We start from the raw sequence: 23,539 nt of genomic DNA on the forward strand, positions 1-23,539 counted from the left end.
GGCTCGTCGCGCAGGTCGCGGTCGTCTCTGATCGCGGCCTGCGCCGCTTCCTCGGTCCTCGATTGACTACGCTGCGTCGCGTGTCAGGAGTTGCTCAGGCTGCGAGGGCGTGCACGGCCGGGCCACGGTGCGGCTCGATGGTCGTGCCGTCCGGCAGCAGCTCACCGGTGTCCTCGAAGACGATGACGCCGTTGCAGAGCAGGCTCCAGCCCTGCTCCTGGAACGTGGCGATGATGCGGGCGGCCTCACGGTCGGTCGCATCGGCTGGTGGGCAGACGATCTGGTGCTGGCACATCAGGTTTACTCCGGTTGGGGGCTGTGTGAAGGTTCACAAACGCGGTGACGAACGTTACCTCACATCGAACGACACTGGTTCAACCCGGTGACGGCGTCGGCTCGCGGTTCCTCGGCTCCCATGGTCCACGCCGGACCGGTCGTCGACCACTCTCCGCTACCTCCGATCGGTCGTCCGCCGGGCGCGCCGGGCGACTGCCAAGCCCGCCACCTCGTGTTGAGCGTCTTTCGATGGCATCGGGGTGATCCCGGTGACCCTGCCGAGCTTCTGTCCGAGTTCCTGGACGGCAACGGACTAGCGGTGCGCAACCTTGGCCGAACGGGTGACAAAAAGCAGACGATCGGCGATAGCGCCATTTGCGGAGCAGCACTGTACGTATCCGCCGATGCCGGTTGCGTGATGGCAGGCGGTGTCATCGGAGCGCGCTCTCCGGTGCCCGGCATTCCCGATGTATACGCCGTCGTTTACGGACATGCCTCCGATGTCATGCTCACAGGTGACATTCCCGGCCGCGGCGGCGGGTCGTGGAGTCTCGGCCCGTGGCACGACAGCTGGACCCGCGCCGAGCACGCCCACGCCGTCGAACAGGTCCGCGCCGCCATCGGCCGCGGCGACGTGTACCAGGTCAACATGGTCGGCCACGCCTCGGCCGCCTACACCGGTGACCCCGCCCCGGCACTGCGGCGCCTCGCCGGGCTGTCCGGCGCCCGTTACGGCGGCATCCTCACCGGCGACGGCTGGGCCATCGCCACCGCCTCACCCGAGACCCTCGTCGAGGTCCGCGACGGGCGCGTCGTCACCCGGCCGATCAAGGGCACCCGGCCGGCCACCGCCGAGGGCCGGCGCGAACTGCTCGCCTCTGCCAAGGAACGCGCCGAACACGTCATGATCGTCGACCTGGAGCGCAACGACCTGGCCCGGCTCCCCGGAACCGGGCCGGTGCGGGTGGACGAGCTCTTCGCCGTACGCGAATGGTCCGGCCTGTGGCAGGCCGAGTCGGTGGTCTCCGCCGACCTCGACGGCGACGTCGGCCTCGCCGACCTGCTGCGGGCCGTCTGCCCCGGCGGCAGCGTCACCGGCGCGCCGAAACTGGCCGCCCTCGCCCGGATCGCCGCCCTCGAACCGGTCGGCCGCGGCGTCAGCATGGGCGGACTCGGCTGGATCGGACCCGGCCACCTCGACCTCGGTCTCACCATCCGGACAGTCGCGGCCGACGGTCACCGCGTGCACGCGTGGGCCGGTGGCGGCATCACCGCCGACAGCGACCCGGCCGCCGAGGTCGACGAGGCGGCCGCCAAGGCCGGTCCCCTGCGTGCCGCACTGCGCGGCCGATGAGGGGTTGCACAGCCCCGCCACAGTGATCTCCGAGCTGTCTCTACCGATTGCGTGCCACTGTCGGCAACCGCCCCCACGAAAGGGGGCCGAGCGCGTACTTTGACGCACGCGCGGCACGGGGACGCTCTACAGTGGCAACCCGCGTGCCCGGGGGGACGCACGAAAGGCGACAAAAGCGGCCATGCTTGAACTCCTCGACCAAACGGTCACGACGGTCCGGACACGTCGACCCGCCACCACGATGTGGGTGGACTTCGACGGGTTCGCCCTGGCGGCCACCGCCCGGCTGCACAGCAGCGCCTTCCAGCTCTGCCGTGACTGGCACCTGGCTCAGGACCTCACCCAGACCACGCTGGCCAAACTGTTCCTCAGCTGGGAGCGTGCCGTCGACAGCGACAACCTCGTCGCGTACGCCCAGAAGGTCCTTCTCCGGGTCTATCTGGACCACCGGCGGCGGCGCAGCTCCACCGAGAGCGTCCCCGGTGAGCTGCGCGAAGCCGCCTACTCGGTGAGCCCGGAGCTGCGCGTCACCCTGCTCGACGCTCTGGCCCGCCTGCCCGTGCGCGACCGTGCCATCGTGATGCTGCGCTACTTCGCCGACCACAGCGTGGAGCAGGTCGCCCAGGAACTGGACGTGCCGATCACCGTGGTGAAGAGCCAGACCCGCCGTTCGCTGGTCAAACTGCGTCAGATGCTCTGCGCCGAGCGCCCGGCCCTGTTCGCGGCGTAACGACCGGATAGGCTCTCGGGCATGACAGTTCGGCCCATTCGGCTCTACGGTGACCCGGTTCTGCGCACGCCCGCCGACGAGGTCACCGACTTCGACGCGCAGCTGCGCGAAGTGGTTCGCGACCTGGAGGACACCGTCCGGGAGCCCGGCCGTGCCGGGGTCGCCGGACCGCAGATCGGTGTCAGTCTGCGCGTGTTCTCGTACAACGTCGCCGGTGTCGTCGGTCATCTCGTGAACCCGGTTCTCAGCGGCTTCGCGGGCGAGCAGACCGACGAGGAGGGCTGCCTGTCGCTGCCCGGCCTCGGCTATGCGACCACCCGTTACGACGTGGTGGTGGCCCGTGGTTTCGACCAGCACGGTGAGCCGCTGGTCATCGAGGGCACCGGCTTCCTGGCCCGCGCGCTGCAGCACGAGACCGACCACCTCGACGGACGCCTCTACGTCGATACCCTGACCGGTGACGTGCGCCGCCAGGCGCTGCGCGAGATGCGCCGCGTCATGACCCGATGACCTCACCGCCGCCCGTCCCGGCCGGCGACGCCCGGCGCCTCGCCGCGGAATCCCTCGCGGCGGGCGATTCCACCGGCTGGTTCGAGAGGCTGTACGCCGAATCGCGCGCCGGAACCGCCGAGGTGCCCTGGGACGTGCCGGAACCGAGCGCCCACCTGCGCGCCCTCGGCCTGCCGCCCGGTGGCGGACGCAGCGCCCTGATCGTCGGCTGCGGGCCCGGCCGCGACGCCGAGCACGTGGCCGCCCTCGGATACCGGGTCACCGCCTTCGACATCTCCGCCACCGCCATCGACCTGGCCCGCGAACGGCACCCCGGCAGCACCGTCGACTACGTCGTCGCCGACCTGCTCGACCCGCCGGCGGCCTGGCGGGCGGCGTACGACCTGGTCGTGGAGAGCAACAACGTGCAGGCCCTGCCGCCCGGGATCCGGGCGGCCGCGATCGCGACGGTCGGCACCTTCGTGGCGCCCGGCGGCACCCTGATCGTGCTGGCCGCCGCGACCACCCGCCTGGACAGCGACGGCTCCGGCCCGCCGTGGCCGCTGACCCGCGCCGAGATCGACGCCTTCGCCACCGGCGACCTGAGCCCGGTCTCGGTCACCCGGACGCCCGCCCCGGGCACGACGCTGCCCACCCGGTGGCGGGCCGTCTTCACGCGTCCGTCCGCGGGCCGCTGATCGCACCGCGCCCGCCGTCTTCACGCGTCCGCGGGCCGCGAATCGCACCGCGCTCGCCGTGCCTCGCCAGCGCGGCCCGCAGGTCGCCCGGCCACTCGTCGACCGGGTCGTCCAGGAAATCGTCCCGCTCGGCCACCAACTGGGGGAGCAGGCGGGGATCCGCGAGGGCGTCCCGGAGCCGGCGCGAGTCCGCGGAGCTCTGGCGGGCGAGCCCGAACGTGGCCCACCGGGCGGCCACTTCGAGGGCCGGCCGCCCGCCGTGAAGGTGAAGGTGGGTGATCAGCGTCCAGCAACGGTCCTCGTCGCCGGCGTCGCCGGCCCGGAGCGCCTCGTCGAACGCTGCGATCACCGTGATTTCGTGCGTGGCCACGATGGTCATCTTGACTCTGCCCCTGGGGGAGACCGCAACCTGAATCCGTTGGCGTGCGGGCGCCACGAGACGGGAGACGACGATGTTCGAGATTCGGGTTCGTGACGTGCCACAGCAGCGGGTCGTGACCGAGGAGGGCCTTCACGACCAGGCCGGTCTACAGGCCTGGCTGCCCGGCGCGATGGCCCGGGTGGCCGAGCGCGCGAGGGCGGCCGGCGGCCTGCTCGGCACGGTGGACTGGCCGTTCCTCGAACGCTCCGGTCGCGCGGACGAGCTGGTCTTCGTGGTGATCTACGAGGGCAATCCGAACGAGGGCCCGACCGAGATCGAGGTCTGCGCCGTCGTGGCCACCGGTGGCGATCGCACCATCGAGGCGCTCCGTGAGGCGTATGTCCGGGTCACCAAGGGCGACGTCGTCAGCGGACGACTCGGTGAGGTGTATGAGGCGATCGAGAAGTGGATCACCGCGAACGGGCTCAGTGTCGCCAGCGCCCCACGTGAAACCTACTGGACCGACTTCGGGGCGGCCCAGGACGACGACGAGGTCTTCGACGTGGCCTTCCCGGTGACCTGATGTCCGGCGAGCCCGGACTGCTGACGATCGGGGAGTTCGCGCGCCGGTCCGGCCTGTCGATCCGTGCTCTGCGGCTGTACGACCGGATCGGACTGCTCCGGCCCGCCCACGTGGTTCCCGCCACCGGTTACCGCCGGTATGCGAGCGGCCAGCTCTACGCGGGCCGGCTGATCGCGCTGCTGCGCAGGCTCGACATGCCGCTCACCGAGATCACCGCGATCGTCGGCGCCGCGGGCTCCGACGCGGCGGCGCGGCTCGCCGACTACTGGACCGCGGTGGAACAGCGGCTGGCGGCCCAGCGTGAGCTCGCCGACCGCCTGGTGCGCAACCTCGCCGCAGAGACTCCGGCGCCGGAGGGCACGTGGGAGGTGTCCGTGCGTGACGTCGCCGCGCAGCACATTCTCAGCGAGGTCCGCTACGTCAACGCCACCGAGATGGGCTGGATCGAGGAGGCCAGCGCCCGCCTGACCGACCTTGCCGACCGGTCAGGCGGGCCGGCCGGTCCGCGGTTCGTGGTGTTCCACGGTGAGGTCACCGAGGACGCCAACGGCCCGGTCGAGGTCTGCGTGCCGGTCCACCCGGATGCCGCGGGCCGCGCGGAGCCGGCGCATCGCGAGGCGTACATCCCGGTGGTGAAGGGCCACTTCGAGCCGCCGCGGATTCTCTCGATCTACGACACGGTCCGGCGGTGGGTGCGCGAGCACGGCCACACCGTGGCCGCGTCACCTCGGGAGGTGTACGCCTACGGTGCCGTCCTGGAAACCGCCGGCCCCGGAGATCTGGTGTGTGATGTGGCCCTGCCCTTCCGCTGAGTCCCGCGGTGTTTATTCATGGGTGTCGGTGCCGTCATCATTGATCTCATGTCCGATGCCGTTGTCCGGATCCGTCCTTATGAGCCCTCCGACCGGGAGTCCGCCGTCCTCCTCGCCACCCGCCTGGAGACGGGCGTGGCCGGTTGGCGTGATAACGGCGCGGTCCGCGGGGCGGTGATCGGCTGGATCGCGTCATCGCTGGACAACGCCGCCGCCGACGGGCGGGACGTGTTTGTCGCCAGTGCCGGAGGCGAGGTCGTCGGCCTGGTGACGGTGGCCGAGCGGACGCATTTCACCGGTGAGGTCGACGCCTATGTGGGCGAGCTCGTGGTGCACGCCGCCCACGAGCGGCACGGTGTCGGCACGCTGCTGATGAACGCGGCCGAGGACTGGGCGCGCCGCCGAGGGCTCCGGCATGTCACGTTGGAGACCGGCGCCGCGAATCGCGTGGCTCGGGCGTTCTACGGAAGTCGCGGTTACCGGGAGGAGGACGTCCGTCTCACCAAGGCGCTGACCTGAGCAGGGCCACCGGCCGGGGTCCGGAGGCCGGCGGTCTCGTCCCACCAGGAGCACCGGACGTCGGTTCGGCGGTCGGCGAGGTCCTCGGAAGGCGGTCGGAGGCCAGCGGGTTGCCGGGCGGCGGTGCGGAGGTCGGCAATCCTGTCGGGCTGGGTCGTCGGGCGGTGGCTCAGAGGTCGACGGCCTCGCCGAGCGGGATGCGGGCGTACTCGGTGCCGGCCTTGAGGTCCATCCAGGCGTCGAAGTTGCCGTAGCCGACGTCGGAGGACAGCATCCGGTCGTGAATCGGGAAGGCCCGGGACGGTGCGATCGCCCGCGTCATGTCGAGGGCCTCGCGCAGCTTGCCCCAGGGCGCGGCGGCCGCCACCAGCAGTGCCGTCACCGGCACATCGGGCACGAAGTACGAGTCGCCGGGGTGGTAGACGCCCTCGACGACGTAGCCGAGGTTGGCGCAGCCGGGCAGGCCGTCGTAGATCTCGGCGTGCCGGCCGCCGACCGCGGTCACTCGGAACCCGGCGGCCGTGAACTCGTCGCCGGCCTCGACGACCCGTACGGTCTGCGGGATCGCCGCCTTCGTGGCCAGCGCGGCCACGGGCCCGGGCGCGTGAATCCGGATCCCGGCAGGCAGCTCGGCGAACCGTGCGAGGTCGACGTGATCATCGTGTTCGTGCGTGACCAGCACGTCGGTCACGCCGTCGAAGGCCTCCGGCTCGGTCCAAACGCCCGGATCGATCAGCAGCCGGCGGTCGCCGTCGTCGAGCCGGACACACGCATGGGTGAACTTGACCAGTCGCATGGTCCCACCCTACGAAGCCCGGTCGATGTCGGACCGCCTGCGATGACCGGTCGATCGCGGACCAGCCGCGAGAAAGGGGCGATGCTGCGCTGGTTGCGGGCGCGGTCGGCGGGGATCGCTTGCCGGGGCGGATGGTTCGGCCGTTTACGAAGGCGGTTGGCTTCGGGGCGCGCCGGCGAGTTCGGTCAGCAGGGCCATGGCGCGGTGCTGCTCGGCCGGGTCGCCCAGCGGGGCCGCCACGAACTCGGTGACGCCGGTGCCGGCCAGCCGGCGCACGGCGCGGGCCACCGTCTCCTCGTCGCCGATGAGCGCCACGTCCCGCGGGCGGGCGGCGGGTTCGCGGTCCAGGACGGCGCGGTACTCGGGCACCTGGGTGGCCATCGCGAACCGCTCGTCGATGCGGTCCCGGGCGCGGTCCGGGTCGGCGGTCACGCAGACGGGCAGGGCGGCGACGATGCGCGGGGAGGGCCGGCCGGTCTCGCGTGCGGCGGCGGTGACGCGGGGGACGACATGCGACTCCAGCGTGCGCGGGCCGGTCATCCATGTGACGGTCCCGTCGGCGGCCTCGCCGGCCAGCCGCAGCATCACCGGGCCGAGGGCGGCCAGCAGAACCTCCGGTGCCGTGGTGGGCACGTCGACCGTACCGATGGAGGTGATGAGATCCCCCGCGTGCGCGACCGGCTCGCCCCGCAGAAGCGGACGCAGTACCTGCAAGTATTCCCGCAGGTAGGCGACCGGGCGCTCGGCCGTCAGGCCGAACATGCCGGCGGTCATCGCGGCGATGCCCGCGCCGATGCCGAGGGTGAGGCGCCCGCCGGTCGCCGCCTGGACGCTGAGGGCCTGGCTCGCGAGGGTGAGCGGATGTCGCTGCCGGACCGGGACGACGGCGGTGCCCAGCGGTACGCCCGGCGCGTGCCCACCGGCCAGGATCAGCGAGGTGAGGGCGTCCCAGCCGAGCGCCTGCGCGGACCAGATGCCGTCCAGACCGCGTGCGGCGGTGGCCTGAGTGATGAGGTCGTCACGGCCGGCGGGGCCGCGTAGTTCGCCGATCATGACGCTGATGCGCATGGTCTCCTCCTAGGCGGAGAGGTTCTCCGAATGGACTGGGCTAGGATACGGAGAGGTTCTCCGGAAGGCAACGCTCCAGGTTCAAGGGGGTCTCGTGCGAAGCGACGCGCAACAGAACCGCGACCGCGTGCTGGCCGCCGCGCGGGCCGAGTTCACCGCGCACGGCCCGGCCGCGTCGCTCAACAAGATCGCCCAGCGGGCCGGGGTCGGGCCGGGGACGCTCTACCGCCACTTCCCGACCGCGGCGGCGCTGCTCGCCGCGATCATCGCCGAGGACGTCGCGAAACTCTGCGCCACCGGCCGTGAGCTGCTCGGACATCCGGATCCGGCGCGCGGGTTGCACGACTGGCTGCGGGCCGTCGCGGTGCATGCCACCGCGATGCGCGGGCTGGTCGCCACCGAGTCCCTCGACGCGGCCGGTTCCGCGCTGGCGGAGTGCCACGACGAGATCCGCGCCGTCGGGGCTGCGCTGCTGGAACGCGCCGGTGCCGGCGACGGCGTCGACGACGTGCTGACCGTCGTCAACGCGGTGGCCTGGGCCAGCGAACGCCTCCCGGCCGTCCCGGGACGCCTCGAACGCCTCCTCGACCTGGTGACCCGCGGCCTGCCCGCGCCGACCGGATGACGGCGGCCGGCCGGACCGGGGTGCATGCGGGCTTGTACCTTCCGTAACGGCATGTGATCCAGTGGACTCACGTCGCGATCCGATGAGGAAGGCCGCTGCTCGTGCATTCGTTTCCCATGCCACCCCGCCAGGTCAAGATCGGGGACGCGGCGGCCTTTGCCGGCTGTACGCCACGGGCGATTCGCCATTACCACGAGATCGGCCTGCTTCCCGAGCCGGCGCGGGGCGGTGATGGCCGCCGCCGCTACGGGTACGAGGACATGATCCACCTGCTGTGGATTCGCAAGATGGCCGACGCCGGGATCGCCCTGGACGACATCCGTAAAGCCTTCACCACCGGCACGGCTTCCGCCGGCGCAGCAGGTGACGCGGACGGCGTCGCGGACGGCGGCGAAGGCATCGCCGGAATCCTCGATCGGCTGGAGGAGACCCTTGCCGAGCAGGAGGCGGAGTTGCGGCGGCAACGGACCGCCGTGCAGCGGATGCGCGCCGAAGGCAGCCGGATGGGCCTGCTCTCCCACTTCGTCACCGAACGACTCAAGAACCTGCCCGAGGGCTCCCTGCGCCAGGCGGACCTGGACGTTCTGCTGGTCACCGAGCGGATCTTCAGCCCGCTCGGCGCGGCCGTCCAGGCCGGCCGCTTCGTCGCCCTGGCCATGCATCCCCGGCTGCGGGAGGAATCCGACCGCGTCGACGCCGCCGAGGAGGCCCTCGACGACAGTGTCGCCGTCGATGACCCGCGGGTCGCTCAGGTCGCCGCCGAGCGGCACGCCTTCGAGAACGCCCTGCTGGCCTTCATCGAGGAGTCCGGTATGGACAAGGACGACGAGGCCCTCTTCGACGCCTGGGACGCGTCGCACCCTCCGGCCGCCGACGACCCGGAAGTCTGCGCCGTCAAGCGGCCGCCCGGTTCCATGGGCCTTTTCGAGACCATCGCCAAGATGCCGTACGACTTCTCCCCGGCCCGCCTGCGCTGTATGGAACTGGCCGTGGAGCTGTCCGCCCAGGAAGCGGCCGCTACGTGAGACACCGCCTGTCGTGACCGGTCAGAGACGGGTCGCGGTGCGGATGAGGCCGGCGAGCGCCAGCGATCGGCTGTGCGGCGGCCAGGCGATCACCGTCGTCACCCTCGGCGCGTCGGGCACGGGAACAGTGGCCAGGTCGGGACCGAGCATGGGCCGGCACGACTCCGGCAGCACCGCGGCGGCCCGGCCCAGGCCGATCAGCTGGAGAAGCTGGGCGTGGTCGCGTACCTCCGGCCCCGGGCCGTCCGGGTAGGTGCCGTCCCGGCCGGGCCAGCGCGGCATCGGCATGCCGGGGATGGCGGCGACCTCGGCCATGGTCAGCGTGCGCCGCCCGGTCAGCGGATGCCCCGCCGGCAGGATCGCCACCTGTCCCTCCGTGGTGAGCCGCTCGACGTCGAGGCCGGCCGCCGAATCGAACGGCAGGTGCAGCAGGCCCACGTCGGCCCGCCCGTCACGCAGCAGGCCCTCCTGCTGGCCGACGCCGCACAGCAGCACGTCGACCGGCACGGCACCGGGCTCGGCGGCGTACGCGTCGAGCAACTTCGGCAGCAGCTCGCTGGACGCCCCGGCCTTGGCGACCAGCACCAGTCCCGCCGGCCCGTTCGCTGCGCGACGGGTGCGACGTTCGGCGGCGTCGACCGCGTCCAGCGCCGCCCGGCCCTCCCGCAGCAGCACCGCACCCGCCTCGGTCAGCGTGACGCCCCGGCTGTTGCGGTCGAAGAGGGTGGCCCCGAGCCGGCGCTCGAGCTGCCGGACGGCGCGTGACAGCGGCGGCTGGGCCATCCCCAGACGCTCGGCGGCCCGCCCGAAGTGCAGCTCCTCGGCCACGGCGACGAAGTAACGCAGTTCCCGCGTCTCCATGCGGCCACGGTAGCGCCACGCCGCGTCGATACCTCACGGGTATCGGTGATGACCCAGACGGTGTTGGTGCCACGGGCCGTACCGGAACAAGGATCGAGGCATGAGCGAACGCACCATTGCGCTGGTCACCGGCGCCAACAAGGGAATCGGGTACGAGATCGCGGCGGGCCTGGGCGCGCTCGGCTGGACTGTCGGCATCGGCGCCCGTGACGAGCACCGGCGCGAGGCGGCGGTGGAGAAGCTGCGCGCGGGCGGTGCCGACGCGTTCGGCGTGCCGCTCGACGTGACGGACGAGGCCAGCGTGACCGAGGCCGCGGCACTGATCGGGGAACGCGCCGGCCGTCTCGACGTGCTGGTCAACAACGCGGCCGTCACCGGTGGCTGGGAGCAGGCACCGACCAGCACCGATGTCGCGATCGTGCGTACCGTCGTGGAGACGAACGTGATCGGCGTCATCCGGGTCACCGATGCCATGCTGCCGTTGCTGCGCCGCTCCCCGTCGCCGCGGATCGTGAACATGTCCAGCACCGTCGGCTCGCTCACCCGGCAGAGCGATCCCGCGGGCGAGACCGGGCCGCTGTCCATGGCGTACGCGCCGTCGAAGACCTTCCTCAACGCCGTCACCATCCAGTACGCCAAGGCCCTGCGGGGCAGCGGCATCCTGGTCAACGCCGGCTGCCCGGGTTTCACGGCGACCGACCTCAACGGCTTCCGCGGCGTGCGTACCCCCGAGCAGGGTGCGGCGATCGCGATCCGGCTCGCGACGCTGCCCGACGGCGGTCCGACCGGGAGCTTCTTCGACGACGCCGGGCCGGTGCCCTGGTGAGACCCGCTCAGTCGGCCTGGCGGAACGTGACCGAGCTGCCGGACGGGCGGGCGTACCACAGCTCACGCAGACCTTGACGGTCGTCGACGGCGGACCGGATCCGCGTCAGGGCCGCCGCCCGGGCGGGTCCCGGCGGGGAGAGGTCCCAGCCGGTGTCACCGGCAGGCAGCGTCGTGAACCCGCGGAACTGGATGACCAGGCTCGCCTGCCACAGCGCCAGTCGCCGCGTGAACGTCAGGGTGGCCGCCCGGTCGGTCCACGAATAACGGCCCCACCGGACGATCACACCGTCCGCGTCGTCCTGCGCCAGGCCGTCGATCGGGGTCTGGGCGAACTCGGTGAACGGCAGCCAGGCACACTCGACGTCGGTGACGGCGTCCGGATCCACGTGATGCTCCAGCAGGAGCCGCTCGAGGATCTCATCAGGACCTTCCGATCGTACGGCCTCGGCCGCGACCCGGAACGTGTCGCGGCCCTCCCGGTCGGTGACCCCGTGCCTCAGCCGGATCAGCACGGTCTGGTCGTCGTCGCGTCCCACCACCTCACAGCGCAGGTCCAGCGGGCTGGGCAGCCGTGAACCGTGGATCTCGCTGATGTCGATCAGCGGCGCGTTGCCGAGGATGACGGCGGCCCGCCCGTCGGCTTCGGCCAGGTGCACCTCGACCATGACGGGGTAGTGGCCGGTCAGATCGATGGCGGTCGCCGTTACGAAGTGCACGAGGCCGATCGTGCCAAATCGCCGCATCCCGGAGGCCACCAGGGGTGACCTCCGGGAGGTGTGCCGTCAGGCGACGGTGCAGGCGGTGCCGTTCAGGGTGAACGCCGCCGGGGCCGGGTTGCTGCCGGTCCAGCTGCCCAGGAACCCGAACGACGCCGTGCCGCCGGCCGCGACCGAACCGTTCCAGGCCACGTTGCCGACCGTCACCGCTGTGCCGGACTGGGTGTGTGCGCCGCCCCAGAGCTGGCTGATCTGCTGGCCGCCGGCGAATTGCCAGGCCAGTTTCCAGGACGTCAGGGGCGTACTCCCGCGGTTGGTGAATGTGACGTCGGCCTGGAACCCGCCGGGCCAGGAGCCGGTGACCTTGTAGGTGACCGCGCAGGAGCCGGTGACCGGCGGCTGGCTCACCGACGCGCTGGGTGACGGGCTGCTGGGAGACGGGCTCGTCTCGATCCTGGAAGGGTCGGCGACGCCCCAGTACGCCGGCTTCGCCTGCAGCCGGGTGTCGAACAGCAGCGGCGCGTCCTTGCGCGTCACCGGGAACGTGTCCAGCCAGGTGTTGTCGTCGGCCAGGCCCCACAGGGTTACCGAGGTGATCTCCCCGGGGTACTGGCGGAACAGGGCGAACATGTCGCGGTAGACGTACGCCTGCTTGAGCAGCCGGTCCGCCGGCGGTGTCGGGAAGCTCTCGCTGTTGCCGGTGTAGATGCTGACGTCCATCTCGGTGACCTGCTGATCGATCCCGAGCGGTACGAACTTGTCGATCATCGCCTTGGTCTCGGCCACGGTCGGCCAGTTGATGTTGATGTGCACCTGGTGGCCGACGCCGTCGATCGGCACGCCCTCGGCCTTGAGCTGCTGGACCAGGTTGAACAGGTGGTCGCGCTTGGCCGGCACGTTGGTGTTGTAGTCGTTGATGTACAGCTTGGCGTGCGGCGCCGCCTCGCGGGCCACCCGGAACGCGGTCCGGATGTAGTCGAGACCGGCCACGTCGAACCAGCTGCTGCGGCGCAGGCCGTCCGGCTGGCTCTCGTCGATGACCTCGTTGACCACGTCCCACACGCCGATGTCGGTGCCGTAGCGGGCGGCCACGTTGCGGGTGTGGTTCTCCAGCCGCTCCAGCAGCAGCGCCTTGTCCTCGGCGGTCGCCGTCATCGGCTGGCCGTCCGCGCCGGTGAACACCCACGACGGCGTCTGGTTGTGCCAGACCAGGGTGTGCCCGCGTACGGCCAGACCGTTCGCCTTCGCGAAGGCCATCAGCGGGTCGGCCTGCGCGTACGTGAAGGTGTTCTCGCTCGGCTCGGTGGCGTCCCACTTGAGCGCGTTGCCCGGCGTGACCGAGTCGAAGTGCTTGGTGAGCAGCTGCCCGTGCTCGGTGACGATCTCCGCGCCGGTGATCGCGGCGCCCACCGGGAACTCGGTGACCACGTCCTTCACCGACGGGATGCCGGTCTGCACCGGCAGCGCCGGGACGTAGCCGGCGGTCAGGTCGTCGATGTGGAGGTCACCGGTCGTCGACGCGGTCTCCACGTAGACGCGCAGGAACTCCACGTCGGTGGCCAGCGTGTACCGGCCGGTCAGGTTGACCCAGGCGCCACTGGTCACCGCGGTGTTGCCCACGATCTGGTCGTAGGAGGCGACCCCGCCGGTACGCCGTTCCACGCTCAGCCTGGCGCTGTCGGAGCCGGACGCCATCCGTACCCACACCGAGATCGTGTAGGCGGTGCCCTTCTCGAAGGTGTCGAGCACGTCCAGGGACGGTCCCTGCCAGGTGGCGGTGCGGCCGCTGACGAGCAGGCTGCCGGTGCCGCCGTGCGCGACGGCGGTGCTGTGGGCAATCGTCTCGGCGGACCGGCCGGCCCAGCCCTGGACGGTGCCGTCCTCGAAGTCGCTGGTCAGGACGGTTATGGGGATGGGATCGGCGGCGGCGTCGGCGGTCGCGGCGACGACGGCCACCGAGGCCGCGGCCACCAGAGCGGCCAGTGCCAGCTTGGGGAGAGCGCGCATGCGCGGGCTCCTTCGGAGGGGGAGTGGAGGGGATAGGGCGACATCGTTGCATGGGAGCGCTCCCATTACAACGGTGTTGCCGGGGAGTGCCGCTGATGATCGACTTCGTCCGATTCGATCGTCAGCGAGGGGGATGGTGTGAGCCGCATCCGGCAGTTCCGATGGTCCGACTACGAGGCGGTCGCCGAGGTGTGGCGTGCGGCCGGAACCGACGTCGTCGGCCGCGCCGAACTCGAGGCGAAACTCACCCGCGATCCCGAGCTGTTCCTGGTGGCCGAGGCCCCCGCCGGCCCCCGCGGAATCGGCGGGGCGGTGATGGGCACTTTCGACGGGCGGCGGGGCTGGATCTTCCGGCTCGCGGTCCATCCCGCGCATCGCCGCGGGGGAATGGCCACCGGGCTGGTCGCCGAACTCGAACAGCGCCTGACGAATCTCGGCTGTCCACGGATCAACCTGCTGGTGCTGCCGGACAACGAAGCGGGTCTGCGCTTCTGGCAGAGGCTTGGCTACCTGCCCTGCCCGGACGTCCTGTTCACGAAGCCGCTAGCTACCAGCCCATCCTCCTAGGACGCTCTAGGCGGTGTGTGCCAGCTGTAGTTCAAGTCGTGAACTCCGAAGGCAATGGATGGCGGCGGGATCCAGTGGCTGGCGCGGCCTGATCCGGTGTCCAGGAGCGCGGTGTTCGTGGAGGGCAGGCGTTACGCGGTGGGGGCGCACGTAGCGGTTGCGCGCGACTCTGCCGTCGTGATGGCGACGGTGGGCGTCCACGGATCCTCAGTGTGCGACCTCAACGTTGCCGCCGACATCGTTGCCGGCACACGCGAAGCCCGCCGTGTGCTGCTGACGTCGTCGCGGGCACACGCGGCGCCGGGCGTGTGCTGCCGACGTCGTCGCGGGCACACGCCGACGCCGCGTGTGCCCGCGACGGAAGCGGTTGCCCTGCGAGGTGACCCGGGCCGCAAGTCGCCACACCTGGCTGCTTCAGGGACCGCGTGGTGATCCGCGGCGCGGACCGCACCGCCGATCACCACGCGGAAGTCCGACGGTGCTCAGCGGGTTCGCTGGACCAGGACCTGGGACAGCAGGACCGTGATCAGGCCCGCGGCGACCACGCTGAACAGGCCCACCCGCAGGCTGGTCTGGTCGGCGAGCAATCCGATCAGCGGCGGCGACAGCAGGAACCCGCCGCGCAGCAGCCAGCTCACGACGGTCAGCCCGGTTCCGGGGGCGAGGCCCGGCAGTTCGTCGGCGGTGTGCATCGCGGCCGGTACGAGAGTGGCCACGCCGAGCCCCGCCAGCGCGAATCCGGCCAGAGTGCCCGGCACCGACGGGAAGGCCAGGGCGCCCGCCATCCCGATGGCGGCGAGGGCACCGCCGGTCCGGACCACGGTTCGCTGACCGAACCGGTCGACGACCCGGTCGCCGGTGAGCCGCCCGATGGTCATCGCCGTCTGGAGGGCGACGACGGCCAGACCGCCGAGGGCGGCGCTGGTGTTGAGAGAGCCGGTCATGTAGACCGCGCCCCAGGATGCGCCGGCGTCCTCGACGAGCGCGCCGCACGCGGCCAGGATTCCCAGGACCGCGAGCAGTCGTACCGCGGTGCCGCCGGCAGCCGGCGCGGTGGGCACCGTGGCGGGAGCGTCGGCGCGTTCAGCGTCGTCGTGGCCGGGCAACAGGTAGCGGTAGGCGGCGACGGCGACGACGCTGAACAGCACGGCCGAGATCGTCAGGTGCACGGGCAGCGGCAGCCTGAGCCCGGCCGCGGCCGAACCCATCAGCCCGCCGATGACGGCGCCGATGCTCCACACGCCGTGCAGCGAGTTGACGATGGACCGGCCGTAGAGGCGCTGGACCCGCAGGCCGTGGGCGTTCTGCGCGACGTCGACGATCGAATCGAGGGCGCCGACGACGAACAGGGCGGCGGCCAGCGTCCAGGCGTTGGGCGCCACGGCCACGCCTAGGGTGGCGGCGGTGGTCAGCACGATGCCGAGCGCGCCGGTGCGCGACGACCGGAACCGGCGGATCACGATGCCCGCGGCCAGGCCGGCGAGGAGGGCCCCGACCGGGAACGCGGCGATCGCGGCACCGAGGGCGGCGTTGCTGAGTCCCAGCTCGGCCTTGATCTCGGGGTATCGCGGCACGATGTTGAAGTAGATGGCGCCGTTGGTGAGGAAGAGGGTCGCGATGGCGGCCCGGGCATGGCGGGCCTGCCGCGTCGGTGGCGCGGCCGCGGTGGAACTGGACACGGTGGTCTCCGGTGAAGGGGTGGAGAGTCGAGGGGCGGAGCGAAGGAGCGGATGGGTCAGCGCAGGTAGCGCTCGATGGCGTGCCGGATCTGGGCGGGCGTCATCGGGTCGGTGGAGAGGGCGCTGTGCAGAGTGAGGCCCTCGATGAGGGCGTCGACCTCGCGCGCGGTCGTCGGGTCGAAGTGGATCTCGAGGGCGTCGCGGCTGCGTTGCATCCAGGCCTGGGTGACAGTGCGCAGCCGCGGGTTGCGGGCGGCGGCGACGTAGAGCTCGACGGTGAGCACCAGGTCGTGGCCCGGGGCGAGCAGGTCGTCGGTGACCAGGGCGATCACCGCCTCGACGGCCTCGTCGCGGTTGCGGGCGGCGGTGAGCCGCTCGTCGAAGACGCGGGCGATCGAATCGGCGTGGCGGGTGAAGGCCTCGGCGAGGATCTCGTCGAGCGACGCGAAGTGGTAGGTCATCGACCCGAGCGGCACGTCGGCGACTTTGGCGATCTCACGGTGGGTGGTTCCGGCGACGCCACGCTCGGCGATGACCGTCAGGGCGGCGCCGATGAGCCGGTCGCGCCGGTTCGGGTCGTGCCGCCGGGCCCTGCGGGCCACGGGCGGCGTCGCGGTCAGGTCCGGGTCCGCGGTGGTTCCGGTCACGGCTCTGCGATGGTACGGACCACGCGCGCCGGATTCCCGGCGGCCACCACGTTCGCCGGAAGATCCCTGGTCACGACGGCGCCCGCCCCCACGACCGTGTTCTCGCCGATCGTGACGCCGGGCAGAACGAGCGCGCCGCTGCCGAGCCACACGTTGTCGCCGATCGTGATCGGTTCGGCGGCCTCCCACTTGTCGCGCCGAGGTCCCGGCTCGACCGGGTGGGTCGGGGTGAGTAGCTGCACGCTGGTGCCGATCTGCACGTCGGCGCCGATCGTGATGGGTGCGACGTCGAGCGCGATGAGCCCGTAGTTGGCGAACGTCCGCGGCCCGATCCGGATGTTGCTGCCGTAGTCGACCCGCAGCGGCGGCCGGATCTCGACACCGTCGCCGATCTCGGCGAACAGTTCCTCCAGGATCCGGCGGCGTTCCTTGGGGTCGCGGGCGGAGGTGCCGTTGTAGGCGTCGGTGAGATCCATGGCGTGCAGCGCGTTCTCGCCGAGCTCCGGGTCGTCGGCGAGGTAGAGGTCTCCGGCGAGCATGCGTTCGCGCATGGTGCGGGTGTCGCTTTGCATGTGTACGAGCGTACACATGATGTGTACGCTCGTACACAGGCTGGGGAAATCGGGTGGCCGTCGCGGATCATTGACGGCAGGATCGCGGCCGTGACACTGCATCAGGACGAGATCACTGTGGACGAGACGCTGGTGAGGCGCCTGTTGACGCAGCAGTGCCCGCAATGGGCCGACCTCCCGCTCGGGCCGGCCGGAGCAGGCACCGAGAACACCATGTTCCGCCTCGGCGAGGACCTGTTGGCGCGATTTCCCCGTACGGTCGAGAAGTCCGCGTCCCTCCGCAAGGAGCGGGAGTGGCTCCCGCGCCTGGCTCCGAGCCTGGGTCTGCGCATCCCCGCCCCCGTGTTCGCGGGAGCCCCGTCGCCCGCCTTCCCGGCTGACTGGTCGGTGTTCGGCTGGATCGACGGCGCCGAGCCGGACGCTGCCGCCGCCGCGACCGAGGCCGGCTTCGTCAGCGATTGGGCGGGCCTCGGCGCCGACCTCGCGCGGTTCGTCCGTGAACTGCACGCGGTCGACTTGATGGGCGCGAACCGTGCCGGCGAGCTGAGCTGGTACCGGGGCGGTGACCTGCGCTCCTGCGACGGCTGGGTGAGCGAGAGCCTCGCCCGTTGCCGCGAGCTGATCGGCCTCGAGGCCGACGTCGCCGCCCTCGAGGAGCACTGGAGGGCCGGGCTGGCGCTGGCGGACTCGCCGCACCCGCACGTCTGGCTCCACGGTGACCTGAAGCCCACGAATCTGCTGGTCGAGGCCGGGCGGCTGCATGCGGTGATCGATTTCGGCGCCCTGTCGATCGGTCATCCCGACGCCGAGCACGCGACCGTCTGGGACCTGCCGTCCCCGGCCCGTGACGCTTACTGGAACGCCTTCGACCTGGACGAACCCACCTGGACGCGCGCTCGTGCCTGGGCGGTCGCGGTGGCCGCGAGCGGCATCTCCTACTACTGGCACACGTTCCCGGCTTTCGTGGCCGAGTGCCGGACCCGCGTCGAGCACCTACTTTCTACCTAGAATCCTAGGAAGCTATAGGCGGTGTGCGGCAAGCCGCACCTTGAAAAACCAGAGACGACGGCTTCGCCGGCGAACCCATGAACAGCTCACATCACGCGCGGCATGCCGAGTCGGCAGCGTCGTCGGCCTGGTTGAGCCCGTGAACCTGCCCGTGGGGCCTGGACGTTTCCGAGACCGACCTGTCGGATTGAGCGCGGCAGGGTCCGTCGCGCGGGTGGCGCGCCGGTTCGGCAGGGCGGCAAAGGTGATTCCGGGGAGCGTGAGGATCGCCCCAAGGCGGATCTCGGACGCTCGTAGCCACTGGCCGCGACCTTGCACCCCAGCCACTAGCTCTTGGGGGAAGGGAAGCCGGAGGCGTCGCGCGAAGGGATAGCACCTTCCCGCGATCTTGCGCAGTTACGGTCGAGATGGCGGCACAACCTCACAAGGTCGCGCAGGAGGAGGCGCGCCTCCCGCGATCTTGCGCAGCTGCGGTCGAGATGGCGGCACAACCTCACAAGGTCGCGGGCGGGAGCCGCGCCTCCCGCTATCTGTGCGTCGCGGTCACTCGACGTGTACAGCGGGCGGCCGATGTTGGCCTTCCGCTGCCGTCGGGGCTGCCCTTCAGGGCGGCGATCACCGCACAGGATCACCTCGCGCGGCGACACGCGCAAAAGATCCAGCGAGAGAGTGACGGCGAGAGGGGAGGCAACTCAGCCGGCCGGAGCCAGGACCGCCGGCCGCTCCTCAGACACGACGAAACACGACAAGGTGCGCCGAGGCACGACAAGGTGCGCCGAGGTGCGGCGGGTACGGCTCACGGGCTCGTGTCGACCCGCGCGGTCGCACCCGCTACCCGATCGACGTCGGCTCCCGGAACGGTCAGAGGGCGATCGGCCGGTAGGCGAGGGCCGTGTCGACGATCTGCTCCGGGGTGGGGCCGGGGCCGAGTTCGGCGGGCGGATGGAAGATCAGCCCGGAGGCGCCGGGCCGGGTGATGTTGGTGTCGAACAGCAGCGTGTACCAGTCGGCGTCCGGGTCGTCGGCCTGCGGGCCGGGGCCGTCCATGATGCGCCGGGCGATCTCGACGAGTTCGTCGCGGGTGATGTCCGGGATCCGGGGGTAGCCGGGGCGGGCGACGAGGTGGGCGTAGGTCTCGGCGGAGCCCCAGGAGTCGTAGGTGTGGAAGTCGTGCGGCGTCAGGTCGCCGCCGGTGTCGGTGTTGAAGGCGGCGAGCTCGTCGGCGTAGGGCCGGCCGGTGTCCATGAGGCCGGCGATGCGGGTGATGGCGGCGGCGAGTTCGGCGATCCGTTCGGGGGCCACCGGTGGTGGCAGCAGTTCGGGGCGCAGGTTCACGCCGGTATTGTGCGCCGCTGCTCGTCGTCGGCGGGCGTCCCGGCCGGGGGTGTCGTCTCCGTGAGCGGGTACAGGGCGGCGAGCATGAGCAGGCCGGTCACCGGCATGAGGTTGAGGTCGGCGGCGGGCAGGATGACCGCGACGAGCATGACGGCGGGGCTCCACCACGGTAGGTGCCGTGCGGCGGCGGCGAGGGCGGCCATGGCGACTATGCCGAGGAAGAACAGCAGCGGGCCGGCGTCGTAGACGGCGAGCTGGATGCCGGGCAGGTCGGAGAAGTCGTGTTGCAGGGTGCGCAGTTCGGTGCGGTCGGCGGCGGCCAGGGCGAGGAGCATGTCGGCGCTGAACTGGACGACGGTGGCGGTGAGACCGGCGAGGGTGACGCCGGTGAGGGCGTTGCGGGCGGCGGTGCCGGGGATGAGGGCTCGCAGGGTGAGGACGACGGGTACGAACAGCAGCATGCCGGCGAGGCCGAAGAGGTGGGCGATCTGCCAGTCGGCGCCGGGGCCGTAGTCGCCGTCGAGTCTGCCGAGGATGCGGGTGATGCCGTAGGCGGTCATCGCGAGGGGCGCGGCCAGGAGCGCGAATCGGGTCATGTCGATGATCCTGGTGGCGTGGTGTGTGGTGGCGCCTCAGGTGGTTCCCGGTGGCCGACCCTGAGTGTTCCCCGAGATGGGGGTCATTCGGCTTCGAAGCCGCCGTGGTCGCGGGCGACGGTGAGCCATCGGAGCCAGGCGAGCCATTTGGGGTCGGTTTCGAGTTCGGCGCGTACGGTGTCGGGGGTGCGGGTGTAGGCGTCGAGGGCTTCGTCGATCTCTTTGGTGGTGATCAGCCAGCGGTCGTTGCTGAGGAGTTTGAAGGCGGGGATGCCGAGGCGGCCGGGTACGGTCTGGGCGCGCCAGGCGTCGTCGTGTTCGACGCGGCCGTCGGTGTCGCCGGATTCCCAGGCTGTGGGTTGGGCGGGGTAGCCCATTCCGGCGAGTTCCATCTTCTCGTTGATGTCGGCGAATTTGCGGTAGGGGAACTCCCAGGGGTTGTCCTCGCCGGGCCGGTCGGTGGCGGCGCGGGCCAGGAGCCGGTAGAGGGCGGCCTCGCAGTCGGGTTCGTGCGCGCACAGTGTGCCGGCCTGGCGGCAGTCGGCGAGGCGGCTGCGGGCGGCGGCGCAGTCGGCCAGCTCAAGATCGATCCCCACCCTTCCGATGATCGCCCCTGGTGGGTGGTTCCCGCCGGTGTTCCGGAGGTGCTGGTGATCAAAACCGGTCAGTGGGGTGGAAACCGTGTCACAGCACGATGAAGTCGGGTGGGTCGTGGCGCAGGAAGTCGTGGTGGGAGATGTCCCAGCCGTAGGCGCCGGCCCGGGCGAACAGCAGGATGTCGCCGGCGCGTAGGCGGGTGACGTGGCGGCCGCGGGTGAGGACGTCGCGGGGGGTGCAGAGTTCGCCGACGGCGTCGACCTCGGTGTCGTGGACCTCGGGGCGGGGGTAGGGGTGGGGCCAGTCGTCGACCGGGATGACGGTGAAGGGGTGGGAGTAGCCCCAGGCGGCGGGGAGCCGGAAGTGGTGGGTGCCGCCGCGCAGGACGGCGAAGGTGCGGCCGTGGGTGGTTTTGAGGTCGAGGACTTCGGCGGCGTACCAGCCGGCGTCGGCGGTCAGGTAGCGGCCGGGTTCGAGGATCAGTTCGACGCCGTCGGGGACGGTCACGTCCTTCAGCGGGGTGGGGTCGATGGAGGCGTCGCTGAGGTAGTCGACGCCGAGGCCGCCTCCGGCGTTGACCACGTGCAGGCGCAGGTCGTACCGGCGGGCGGTGTGCTGGGCCCAGGTCAGGGATGCGGTGAGGAAGCCGGCGTGGGCGTGGCCGTCGAGGTTGTTGGAGACGGCGTGCAGGTGGAAGCCGATGACCCGCAGCCCGGCGGGTATGTCGGCGAGGACTTGCGGGAGCTGGGTTTCGTCGATGCCGAACGGGGTGGGTGTGCCGGTCATGGTGTGGCTGCCGGTCAGTGCCGTGCCGGCCCGGTTGACGCGCAGGCACACGTCGGCGTGTACGCCGAGGGCGGCGAGGCGGCGCAGTTCGTGGGGGCTCTCCACGTTGAGCAGGGCGCCGGCGGCGACGGCGGCGGCCAGTTCGCTGTCGGTCTTGGCGGGGCCGCCGAAGACGATGCGGCGGGCGCCGGCCCGTACGGCGAGGTTCAGTTCACCGCCGGAGGCGACCTCGAGTCCGTCGCACACTTCGGCGAGGGTCCGTACGACTGCGGGATGGCCGTTGGCTTTGACCGCGTACAGCATCGTGGTGTTGTCCGGAAGGTGGGCCCGCAGTGTCGCCGCACGTGATCGCAGTGCGGTGGTGTCGTAGATGTAGGCGCAGCGCGGTGGCGGCAGGTGGCGCAGCGCGGCGGTGATGTGCTCAGCCATGCAGGGGGTTGCCGACCGGGATGTGGATGTCGCCGGTGCCGGCCAGGCGCATGCGGACCAGGGCTTTGTGGGGGACGGTCGCGGCGATGAGCCAGCTGTGGTCGGCGGCGGCGTGGCGGTGGCCGCCGAGCTGGTCGTAGGTGTCGTCGACGATGTCGCGGACGAGGCGCCAGGCGTGGGGCTCGTCGAGGTCGTGGGATTCGCCGAGCCGGATGATGAGCTCGCCGAGGTGGGCTTGCAGGGCGGTGTAGCCGAGTTTGGCGCGCAGGATCTCGGTGTCGTTCGTGCCGACGACGGAGCCGGGCCAGAGTTCGAGGCGGTGGCCGGCGTCGGTGAGGCGGCCGGGGTGCAGGCGCAGTCCGGCGAGGTCGCGCAGGGCGAGGCGGTGGGGGTGGCCGCCGGTGAAGGTGGGCAGGCAGTTCTGCAGGTGGGCTTCGAGGGCGACGCCGTCGGCGAGCAGGCGTAGCAGTGGGGGCAGCAGGAGGCGGGCGTAGGCGGTGAGCCAGGCGGCCGGGTCGCCGCCGGATTCGTCGACGAGGCCCGCGGCGAGCAGGGGCAGGGCGCCGCCGGGCAGGGCCTGTTCGCCGTTGTGGAGGCGGCCGGTGAGGCCGGTGCGGGCGATGGCGGAAAGGTCGCGTCCGCTGCCGGCGGGGACGGCGGCGCCGGCGGGTTCGGTCATGAGCAGCAGCCTGCTGCCGTCCGGATCGTTGTCGATCATGCGGGTGAGCAGGGTGGACAGGGCGGGGCCGTTGCGGGTGGAGGCGACGCTGATGCTGCGGCGGGTGGAGGTGACCTGGATGTCGAGGCTGAGTTTGAGGTAGTGGCCGCCGGGCAGCAGCAGGGTGCGCAGCGCTGCGGTGGGGATGGCGTCGATCTGGCCGTCGAGGCGGCGCAGGGTGCCGTCGGCGAACAGTTCTCGGTAGCGGCTGGTGACCATGTCGAGCTGCCAGGCGTGGACGGGTTGTACGCGGTGGCCGGGGGGTGCGTCGGGGATGCCGTCGACGCGGGTGCGCAGCCATTGGCCGAGGTCGTCGCCGAGGTGGGAGTCGTCGCGGACGGCGACGAAGCCGATGCCGGTGTGGCCGGCTTCCAGGTCGTGGGCGAGGACGTCGCCGGTGTCCCAGCCGAGGCGGGTGCGTCCGCAGGGGTGCAGGTTGTGGCCGGCGACGGCGAGGCGTTCGTGGGCGACGGCGGTGCTGTCGGGGTCGGTGCCGGTGGGCAGGTTGTCGGTGCGGCGGGCCATGGCGAGGGCCAGGTTGAGCACGGCGTTGCGGATCTCGGCGGACATGGTGCCGTCGGGGTCGATGCCGGCGAGCAGGTCGACCGGGTCGGCGACGCCGGCGTTCGGGTATTCGACGCGGTGGAAGGCGTGCCGGGTGCCGCCGGCGGTGGCGGGGGTGAGGTCTTCGCGGACGAGGGCGGCGCGCAGGCGGCGGCCGACGGTGTCGGCGGCGTAGGGCAGGTGGCGCACGAACCCGTCGACGAGGTGTGGTTCGTGCACGGCGAGGGCGGCCTCGGTGTGGGCGGCGGCCGCGGCGAGTCGGCCGGTGCTGACGATGCGGATCATCGGGGGTC

At 71.6% G+C, this 23,539-nt stretch carries 27 protein-coding genes; 12 read left to right on the top strand and 15 right to left on the bottom strand.

The window, feature by feature from the left end:
- Positions 1 to 94: 94 nt before the first annotated feature.
- Positions 95 to 295 (bottom strand): DUF5999 family protein, encoded by a 201-nt coding sequence (locus CLV67_RS11820; protein ID WP_106317428.1) that lies wholly within the window; start codon positions 293 to 295, stop codon positions 95 to 97.
- A gap of 120 nt (positions 296 to 415) precedes the next feature.
- On the opposite strand from CLV67_RS11820, the gene CLV67_RS11825 reads away from it, so the two are divergent.
- The 4 genes from CLV67_RS11825 (at position 416) to CLV67_RS11840 (ending at position 3,547) form a co-directional block, all read left to right on the top strand.
- Positions 416 to 1,630 carry a chorismate-binding protein gene (locus CLV67_RS11825; RefSeq protein ID WP_106317430.1) on the top strand — a complete coding sequence of 405 codons (1,215 nt, stop codon included), beginning with the start codon at positions 416 to 418 and terminating at the stop codon, positions 1,628 to 1,630.
- A gap of 181 nt (positions 1,631 to 1,811) precedes the next feature.
- Positions 1,812 to 2,360 (top strand): sigma-70 family RNA polymerase sigma factor, encoded by a 549-nt coding sequence (locus tag CLV67_RS11830; protein WP_239166065.1) that lies wholly within the window; start codon positions 1,812 to 1,814, stop codon positions 2,358 to 2,360.
- A gap of 21 nt (positions 2,361 to 2,381) precedes the next feature.
- The gene (locus CLV67_RS11835; protein WP_106317434.1) at positions 2,382 to 2,870 is read left to right on the top strand and encodes a peptide deformylase; all 489 of its coding nucleotides are present in this window, start codon (positions 2,382 to 2,384) and stop codon (positions 2,868 to 2,870) included.
- Positions 2,867 to 3,547 carry a class I SAM-dependent methyltransferase gene (locus tag CLV67_RS11840; RefSeq protein WP_106317436.1) on the top strand — a complete coding sequence of 227 codons (681 nt, stop codon included), beginning with the start codon at positions 2,867 to 2,869 and terminating at the stop codon, positions 3,545 to 3,547. The genes CLV67_RS11835 and CLV67_RS11840 overlap by 4 nt, the downstream gene beginning before the upstream one ends.
- On the opposite strand, the gene CLV67_RS11845 is transcribed toward CLV67_RS11840, so the two are convergent.
- Complete coding sequence (locus CLV67_RS11845) at positions 3,522 to 3,917, bottom strand: hypothetical protein (protein ID WP_146169061.1); 396 nt, start codon at positions 3,915 to 3,917, stop codon at positions 3,522 to 3,524. The two genes, CLV67_RS11840 and CLV67_RS11845, sit on opposite strands and share 26 nt — an antisense overlap.
- An 82-nt stretch (positions 3,918 to 3,999) precedes the next feature.
- Between CLV67_RS11845 and CLV67_RS11850 the strand changes: the two genes are divergently transcribed.
- Genes CLV67_RS11850 through CLV67_RS11860 form a run of 3 tightly spaced genes read left to right on the top strand, consistent with a single transcriptional unit; the run spans position 4,000 to position 5,822 of the window.
- Positions 4,000 to 4,491 carry a GyrI-like domain-containing protein gene (locus tag CLV67_RS11850; RefSeq protein WP_106317440.1) on the top strand — a complete coding sequence of 164 codons (492 nt, stop codon included), beginning with the start codon at positions 4,000 to 4,002 and terminating at the stop codon, positions 4,489 to 4,491.
- Entirely contained in the window at positions 4,491 to 5,303 is an 813-nt protein-coding gene (locus tag CLV67_RS11855) for a MerR family transcriptional regulator (protein ID WP_106317442.1), read from the top strand. The genes CLV67_RS11850 and CLV67_RS11855 overlap by 1 nt, the downstream gene beginning before the upstream one ends.
- 48 nt (positions 5,304 to 5,351) lie before the next feature.
- On the top strand, positions 5,352 to 5,822 hold the full coding sequence (locus CLV67_RS11860) for a GNAT family N-acetyltransferase (protein WP_170153813.1): 471 nt from the start codon (positions 5,352 to 5,354) through the stop codon (positions 5,820 to 5,822).
- Positions 5,823 to 5,991: 169 nt separating this feature from the next.
- Here the strand turns inward: CLV67_RS11860 and CLV67_RS11865 are convergent, their stop codons facing one another.
- Together CLV67_RS11865 and CLV67_RS11870 are read right to left on the bottom strand one after the other, a co-directional pair.
- Complete coding sequence (locus tag CLV67_RS11865) at positions 5,992 to 6,618, bottom strand: MBL fold metallo-hydrolase (RefSeq protein WP_106317446.1); 627 nt, start codon at positions 6,616 to 6,618, stop codon at positions 5,992 to 5,994.
- Positions 6,619 to 6,762: 144 nt separating this feature from the next.
- Entirely contained in the window at positions 6,763 to 7,686 is a 924-nt protein-coding gene (locus tag CLV67_RS11870) for a TIGR03564 family F420-dependent LLM class oxidoreductase (protein ID WP_106317448.1), read from the bottom strand.
- A 94-nt stretch (positions 7,687 to 7,780) separates the two neighbouring features.
- On the opposite strand from CLV67_RS11870, the gene CLV67_RS11875 reads away from it, so the two are divergent.
- Both CLV67_RS11875 and CLV67_RS11880 read left to right on the top strand, forming a co-directional pair.
- The gene (locus CLV67_RS11875) at positions 7,781 to 8,311 is read left to right on the top strand and encodes a TetR/AcrR family transcriptional regulator (protein WP_106317450.1); all 531 of its coding nucleotides are present in this window, start codon (positions 7,781 to 7,783) and stop codon (positions 8,309 to 8,311) included.
- Between the two features lie 101 nt (positions 8,312 to 8,412).
- The gene (locus CLV67_RS11880; RefSeq protein WP_106317452.1) at positions 8,413 to 9,336 is read left to right on the top strand and encodes a MerR family transcriptional regulator; all 924 of its coding nucleotides are present in this window, start codon (positions 8,413 to 8,415) and stop codon (positions 9,334 to 9,336) included.
- 21 nt (positions 9,337 to 9,357) lie between these two features.
- Here the strand turns inward: CLV67_RS11880 and CLV67_RS11885 are convergent, their stop codons facing one another.
- Complete coding sequence (locus tag CLV67_RS11885; protein WP_106317454.1) at positions 9,358 to 10,197, bottom strand: LysR family transcriptional regulator; 840 nt, start codon at positions 10,195 to 10,197, stop codon at positions 9,358 to 9,360.
- Positions 10,198 to 10,297: 100 nt separating this feature from the next.
- Between CLV67_RS11885 and CLV67_RS11890 the strand changes: the two genes are divergently transcribed.
- On the top strand, positions 10,298 to 11,023 hold the full coding sequence (locus CLV67_RS11890; protein WP_106317456.1) for an SDR family oxidoreductase: 726 nt from the start codon (positions 10,298 to 10,300) through the stop codon (positions 11,021 to 11,023).
- A gap of 7 nt (positions 11,024 to 11,030) precedes the next feature.
- Here the strand turns inward: CLV67_RS11890 and CLV67_RS11895 are convergent, their stop codons facing one another.
- Positions 11,031 to 11,741 (bottom strand): hypothetical protein, encoded by a 711-nt coding sequence (locus tag CLV67_RS11895; RefSeq protein WP_146169062.1) that lies wholly within the window; start codon positions 11,739 to 11,741, stop codon positions 11,031 to 11,033.
- A 66-nt stretch (positions 11,742 to 11,807) separates the two neighbouring features.
- Positions 11,808 to 13,748, bottom strand: coding sequence for an endo-1,4-beta-xylanase (locus CLV67_RS11900; RefSeq protein WP_106317460.1), 1,941 nt, complete (start codon positions 13,746 to 13,748; stop codon positions 11,808 to 11,810).
- Positions 13,749 to 13,886: 138 nt separating this feature from the next.
- Here CLV67_RS11900 and CLV67_RS11905 point away from each other — a divergent pair, with 138 nt between their 5' ends.
- Positions 13,887 to 14,315, top strand: a complete 429-nt coding sequence (locus CLV67_RS11905) for a GNAT family N-acetyltransferase (RefSeq protein WP_106317462.1) — start codon at positions 13,887 to 13,889, stop codon at positions 14,313 to 14,315.
- Positions 14,316 to 14,797: 482 nt separating this feature from the next.
- Here the strand turns inward: CLV67_RS11905 and CLV67_RS11910 are convergent, their stop codons facing one another.
- The 3 genes from CLV67_RS11910 to CLV67_RS11920 are packed head-to-tail and all read right to left on the bottom strand — an operon-like array spanning position 14,798 to position 17,213.
- A complete protein-coding gene (locus tag CLV67_RS11910) occupies positions 14,798 to 15,994 on the bottom strand; it encodes an MFS transporter (RefSeq protein ID WP_106317464.1) in 1,197 nt (398 codons plus the stop codon).
- Positions 15,995 to 16,050: 56 nt separating this feature from the next.
- The gene (locus CLV67_RS11915) at positions 16,051 to 16,641 is read right to left on the bottom strand and encodes a TetR/AcrR family transcriptional regulator (RefSeq protein ID WP_211304151.1); all 591 of its coding nucleotides are present in this window, start codon (positions 16,639 to 16,641) and stop codon (positions 16,051 to 16,053) included.
- Positions 16,638 to 17,213: a sugar O-acetyltransferase gene (locus CLV67_RS11920; protein ID WP_106317466.1), complete on the bottom strand. Its 576-nt coding sequence runs from the start codon at positions 17,211 to 17,213 to the stop codon at positions 16,638 to 16,640. Before CLV67_RS11920 ends, CLV67_RS11915 begins: the two co-directional genes overlap by 4 nt.
- A gap of 90 nt (positions 17,214 to 17,303) precedes the next feature.
- Here CLV67_RS11920 and CLV67_RS11925 point away from each other — a divergent pair, with 90 nt between their 5' ends.
- Complete coding sequence (locus CLV67_RS11925) at positions 17,304 to 18,221, top strand: phosphotransferase (protein WP_106317468.1); 918 nt, start codon at positions 17,304 to 17,306, stop codon at positions 18,219 to 18,221.
- 861 nt (positions 18,222 to 19,082) lie between these two features.
- On the opposite strand, the gene CLV67_RS11930 is transcribed toward CLV67_RS11925, so the two are convergent.
- The 5 genes from CLV67_RS11930 to CLV67_RS11950 form a co-directional block, all read right to left on the bottom strand.
- Complete coding sequence (locus CLV67_RS11930) at positions 19,083 to 19,556, bottom strand: bacteriocin immunity protein (protein WP_106317470.1); 474 nt, start codon at positions 19,554 to 19,556, stop codon at positions 19,083 to 19,085.
- Positions 19,553 to 20,152 (bottom strand): hypothetical protein, encoded by a 600-nt coding sequence (locus tag CLV67_RS11935; RefSeq protein WP_106317472.1) that lies wholly within the window; start codon positions 20,150 to 20,152, stop codon positions 19,553 to 19,555. The genes CLV67_RS11930 and CLV67_RS11935 overlap by 4 nt, the downstream gene beginning before the upstream one ends.
- 83 nt (positions 20,153 to 20,235) lie before the next feature.
- Complete coding sequence (locus CLV67_RS11940; protein ID WP_106317474.1) at positions 20,236 to 20,748, bottom strand: hypothetical protein; 513 nt, start codon at positions 20,746 to 20,748, stop codon at positions 20,236 to 20,238.
- A gap of 88 nt (positions 20,749 to 20,836) precedes the next feature.
- Positions 20,837 to 21,964 (bottom strand): alanine racemase, encoded by a 1,128-nt coding sequence (locus tag CLV67_RS11945; RefSeq protein ID WP_106317476.1) that lies wholly within the window; start codon positions 21,962 to 21,964, stop codon positions 20,837 to 20,839.
- Positions 21,957 to 23,531 (bottom strand): IucA/IucC family protein, encoded by a 1,575-nt coding sequence (locus CLV67_RS11950; RefSeq protein ID WP_106317478.1) that lies wholly within the window; start codon positions 23,529 to 23,531, stop codon positions 21,957 to 21,959. Before CLV67_RS11950 ends, CLV67_RS11945 begins: the two co-directional genes overlap by 8 nt.
- Between the last annotated feature and the right edge of the window lie 8 nt (positions 23,532 to 23,539).

It is taken from the genome of Actinoplanes italicus (genome assembly GCF_003001815.1).
GTDB classification, from domain to species: Bacteria; Actinomycetota; Actinomycetes; order Mycobacteriales; family Micromonosporaceae; genus Actinoplanes; species Actinoplanes italicus.